We start from the raw sequence: 4,791 nt of genomic DNA, 5'->3' as shown, positions 1-4,791 counted from the left end.
ATCTCCACCCAACGGAGCGGTCGGCATGACTGACACCCGCGCCGGCCCACAACCGTCACCGCCGCTCGTCGAGTTCCGGAACGTCAGCGTCGTCCGGGACGGCCACAGGCTCCTTGACTCCGTCTCGCTCACGATCCGCGAAGGGGAGCATATCGCCATCCTCGGCCCAAACGGGGCCGGGAAATCGTCGCTCATCCGGGCGATCACCCGGGAGTACTACCCCTCCGCCGGGGGGACCGATACCGTCTTCCGGTTCCGGGGGCGGGAGACGTGGGACGCCTTTGACCTCCGGTCGCACCTCGGGGTCGTCTCCGGCGACCTCCAGCATACCTTCACCCGGAGCATATCGGGCCGCGAGGTCGTCCTCTCGGGGTTCTTCTCAAGCATCGGCCTCTTCCGCTCCCACAAGGTGACGGACGCGATGGAGCGGAAGACCGATGAGATCCTCGAGTTCCTGGAGATCGCCCGCCTCGCCGACCGGCCGATGACCGAACTCTCCTCAGGCGAGGGACGCCGATTCCTGATAGGGCGGGCGCTCGTCCACGACCCCGGTACCCTCGTTCTCGACGAGCCCACGAACAGCCTCGACCTCGCCGCGCTCCACACCTTCAGAAAAACCCTCCGAAAGATTGCCCAATCCGGGACCGGGATCATCCTGGTGACCCACAACCTCCCCGATATCATCCCGGAGATCTCCCGCGTCGTCCTGATGCGGGACGGCGCCGTCCGGATGGACGGCGAAAAGGCCGGGGTCCTGACCGATGAGGCCATCGGCGACCTCTTCCGCGTACCGGTCCATGTCCGGGAAGAGGACGGGTATTACTACGCGACGGGGTACTGAACCGTCCCTCGACAACGTGTTTTTCCCATCGACACAACGTTTAAGGCCGGTGACGTTCTCCTCGCCGCTTATACCCGTGGCACCTCCGTGCATGGGACGGGGAAAGGAGGAAAAGCATGGTCGAGATCGGCTACAAACTCTTCACGGAGTCGCACAGTGCGCCCGAGCTGGTGAAGAATGCACGGCTTGCCGAGGACGCCGGATTCTCGTTTCTGAGCATCAGCGATCACTACCTCCCGTGGATCTCGAACCACGGGCATGCCGGGTTTGCCTGGTGCACCATCGGTGCGATAACGCAGGCCACCTCGCGGGTCAGGGTCTCTACCGGCGTGACCTGCCCGCTGATGCGCTACCACCCGGCGATCGTCGCACAGGCCGCGGCAACCGCGGCAAACCTGATGCCGGGACGGTTCGAGCTCGGCCTCGGGACCGGCGAGAACCTGAACGAGCACATCGTCGGGGGCGTCTTTCCAACGTCGGAGCCGGTGCGGCTCGACATGCTCCGCGAGGCGGTGAAGATCATCCGGACGCTCTGGAAGGGTGGGGTGCAGGACTACTCCGGCACCTACTACACCGTCGATAACGCGCAGATCTTCGAACTGCCAGAGGTTCTCCCGCAGATACGCATATCGGCTCAGGGGCCGATGGCGGCGGAGGTTGCCGGCGAGATCGGCGACGCACTCATCCACTTCGAGCAGAAGCCAAAAGAGGTCATCGAGACGTTCCGGGCAGCGGGCGGCGAGGGCAAGTCGTGCATGGTCGAGACCACGGTCTGCTACGCTGGAAGCGAGGAAGAGGCAAAACGCACGGCATACGAGTGGTTCCCCATGGCCGCGAACAAGGGAGAACTGAACTGGGTCGTCCCCACCCCGGCGCACTTTGAGCAGCTGCAGCAGATGGTGACGCCGGAGGATGTCGCAAAGAACGTCCTCTGCGGACCCGACCCGCAGCAGACCATCGAGAAGGTGGGAAAACTCGTCGATATGGGCTACGACAGCGTCATCCTCCATCAGGTGGGCCCGGACCAGGAGAGGTTCATCAACCTCGCGCACGATGTCATCCTGCCGGAGTTCGGGATCAAGCCCCCGCGGCCCGAGCCCGGGGGGCGGATGGTCCCCGGCCCGGCGCGGTGAGCATGAGTCCCGGTGAAGGAGAGATGCCGGAGAGCGTGACCACCATAATCGTCCGCGACCTCATGACGGAGTTCGCCGGCCTGACCGGGCTTGACCCCGCTCATGACCGCCCGCGGCGCTACCTCTGGACGGACGCCTACGCGGTCTGCAATTACCTCGAACTCTTCCGCCGGACGGGCGACGCGGCCTACCGCGACCTTGCCCTCCGCCTCGTCGACCAGGTGCACCACACCCTCGGTCGGCACCGCGAGGACGACCAGAGGACCGGGTGGATCAGCGGTCTTCCCGAAGCGGAAGGCGAGGCGCACCCGACCCGGGGCGGCCTCCGGATCGGAAAACCGCTGCCCGAGCGAAGGCCCGACGACCCGTTCGACGAGCGGCTCGAGTGGGACCGTGACGGGCAGTACTACCACTATCTCACGAAGTGGATGCACGCGCTCAACCGGGTGGGCCGGGTCACCGGGGATCCGGTCTACACCCGGTGGGCGGCGGAACTTGCAAAGGCTGCCCACGCCGCGTTCACCTACACCCTCCCCTCCGGCGGCAGGAGGATGTACTGGAAGATGAGCATCGACCTCTCCCGGCCGCTCGTCCCGGCGATGGGCCAGCACGACCCGCTCGACGGATTCGTCACCTACCGCGATCTCCAGGCGGCCGGGGGGATCGACCTCGCGCCCGAGATCGCCGATATGGCCGCTATCTGCCGTGGTGGGAACCTGATCACCGGCGATCCGCTCGGCATCGGCGGGCTCCTGTTTGACACAGGAAGGATCGTGCAGTTGATGGATAGGGAGGGGTCTGCCTGCACAGGCCTGCTGACCCTGGTCCTCGACGCGACCCTCGCCGGCCTCGCCGCCTTTGTCGGGGGCGGGACGCTCCGGCATCCCGCGGAGTTCCGGCTCGCCTTCCGGGAGTTCGGGCTCTCGATCGGCCTATCTGGGGCGGGGATGCTCGCCAAACGGGTCCGGGGGAACCCGGACCTCTCCCGGCGGGCGGAGGCACTCATGCGCTATACGCCGCTCGCCGGGGAGATCGAGCGGTTCTGGCTGGAGGGGAGGAACCAGGAAGCCGGCACCTGGACCGGGAACCCCGAGATCAACATGGTGATGCTCGCCACCAGCCTTGCTCCCGGGGAATTTCTGGCGGTCTAGCGTGTGCGGAAGAGATCTCCTCAAAACGAAGACCGCCCGGCGGTCCACGGGACTCGTACGGCCCCTACCCATACCTATTTAGGGCGGAACGATAAGTTCTGGTCCAGAGGAGGAATGTACCTATGGCATCGAAATTGATGGATTACTTCAACAAACAGCCGAGGCTCGGTGTGCTCAGCACCGCAAACAAAGAAGGAAAGATCGATGCGGCGGTCTTTGGGTCGCCGATGATGGTCGACGAGAAGACCGTCGTGATGGGGATCGGGAATAACCGCTCGTTTGCCTACCTGCAGGAGAATCCCAATGCCGTCTTCACGATCATGGAACAGGGAGCGACGCTTGCGGACTGGAAGGGGCTCCGGGTCTACTTGAAGATGAAGAACTATGCGACCTCCGGGGAGACGCTGGACGCCTACCGGAGAAAGGTCGCTGAGGCCGCAGGCAAGGAAGCGGCGGCGATGATCCATGCCTCGGTGACGTTCGAGGTCGGTGAGGTGCGGCCCCTCATCGATATGGGCCAGGGCTGGGAGAAGTCCACCTGAACTTCTTCTGGAGATCTCCACGCGAAAGGAACCTGCCGGTCAATCATCAACCGAGCAGGAGGGCACCGGGTCCGGGAGGTCGGCGCCAGGTCGTCTGGGATGCCGTCTGCCATCTCACCGGGGGCCGCGCAGTATATTTCTGCCGGCAGCGGACCGGACCTTCATCACCGGTAGAGGCGGCTAACACCTACCGCCGGATATCCCCTTTAACGGGCGGCACTCATCCGCCCGGTATGCCTGATTCCGGTGTAGACCGACGCGGGGCGGGGGGACCCGTAAAAAACATAAATCGAACCCTCTTTTGCAGGATTAGTGGCCATTATGGCCCTATTTGTGAAGGGAAAAACTCATATGTAGCCAGGTGAGAGTCACTCATGAGAGAGGTAGTCCCGAAACACTCTGCCGGAGGGGGTATCCCCCTCCTTTCTTCCCACTCAAAGCAATCCGGGTCTCTCGAAATCCTGCCTGCTGGTAGCATTATCCGCACCTCCGGTTGTTCATGCACCGCCAAAATCGCAGGTGCACCCCGGATGCGGTCTGTGAATGCCGATCAGGCAGGATCAGGGAGACCGTCCGGTGGGCCACCGGGTGACTGTCATGTTCCGGCTCAGGGTATGATCCCCGAACGAACCCAGGCATGGGAGCGCTTTGCTCCAGGCCTGCCCATGGTGCGCAGATCGTTTTGGGGGTCCTCCGAGATAGATGAATGAACGGATCAACCTATACCTGTATGTGAGTAGAGCGAGACAAACGAGAACAAACATAATCTGGAAAAGTGAACATTATGACAATTGGAGTAATTGGTGGAACCGGCGGTCAGGGTCTCGGGATCGCTGTCCGGTTTGTAGAGGCAGGAGAAGAGGTCATCATCGGCTCGAGGACGATTGAGAAGGCCCAGGCCGCTGTGGATAAGGTGAAGGAGCTCCTGGGCGACGTCAAGAACGTCCGGGCGATGGCGAACCCCGACGCCGCGAAAGCCGCGGATGTCCTGATCCTTACGGTGCCGCTCGCGGCCCAGAAGGACACCCTGCTCTCCATCAAGGAGGGCGCCGCGGGAAAACCCTTGATGGACGCAACCGGGCCGCTCGAGTCCTGCATCGGCGGGTCGGCGACGAAGTACATCG

General features: G+C 63.5%; 5 protein-coding genes. All 5 read left to right on the top strand.

Annotated features, from left to right (window positions below; genetic code table 11):
• The first annotated feature begins 25 nt into the window (after window positions 1-25).
• Window positions 26-841 (top strand): ABC transporter ATP-binding protein, encoded by an 816-nt coding sequence (locus V6K60_RS04280; RefSeq protein WP_332449278.1) that lies wholly within the window; start codon window positions 26-28, stop codon window positions 839-841.
• A gap of 116 nt (window positions 842-957) precedes the next feature.
• A complete protein-coding gene (locus tag V6K60_RS04275) occupies window positions 958-1,974 on the top strand; it encodes a TIGR03557 family F420-dependent LLM class oxidoreductase (protein ID WP_332449277.1) in 1,017 nt (338 codons plus the stop codon).
• 2 nt (window positions 1,975-1,976) lie between these two features.
• Window positions 1,977-3,125 (top strand): hypothetical protein, encoded by a 1,149-nt coding sequence (locus V6K60_RS04270; protein WP_332449276.1) that lies wholly within the window; start codon window positions 1,977-1,979, stop codon window positions 3,123-3,125.
• A gap of 122 nt (window positions 3,126-3,247) precedes the next feature.
• Complete coding sequence (locus tag V6K60_RS04265; RefSeq protein WP_332449275.1) at window positions 3,248-3,667, top strand: pyridoxamine 5'-phosphate oxidase family protein; 420 nt, start codon at window positions 3,248-3,250, stop codon at window positions 3,665-3,667.
• A gap of 784 nt (window positions 3,668-4,451) precedes the next feature.
• Window positions 4,452-4,791, top strand: a 340-nt coding sequence (locus tag V6K60_RS04260) for an NAD(P)-binding domain-containing protein (RefSeq protein ID WP_332449274.1), incomplete at its 3' end; no start/stop codon positions are given.

The sequence above is a fragment of the Methanoculleus sp. genome, assembly GCF_036677455.1.
In the GTDB taxonomy this organism is placed as follows: domain Archaea; phylum Halobacteriota; class Methanomicrobia; order Methanomicrobiales; family Methanoculleaceae; genus Methanoculleus.
This window is presented reverse-complemented; position numbering and strand designations above follow the sequence as displayed.

Bases quoted from the DNA above. Each gene is read 5' to 3' on its own strand.
- V6K60_RS04280 (WP_332449278.1), top strand. From the start codon at position 26: ATGACTGACACCCGCGCCGGCCCACAACCGTCACCGCCGCTCGTCGAG.
- V6K60_RS04275 (WP_332449277.1), top strand. From the start codon at position 958: ATGGTCGAGATCGGCTACAAACTCTTCACGGAGTCGCACAGTGCGCCC.
- V6K60_RS04270 (WP_332449276.1), top strand. From the start codon at position 1,977: ATGAGTCCCGGTGAAGGAGAGATGCCGGAGAGCGTGACCACCATAATC.
- V6K60_RS04265 (WP_332449275.1), top strand. From the start codon at position 3,248: ATGGCATCGAAATTGATGGATTACTTCAACAAACAGCCGAGGCTCGGT.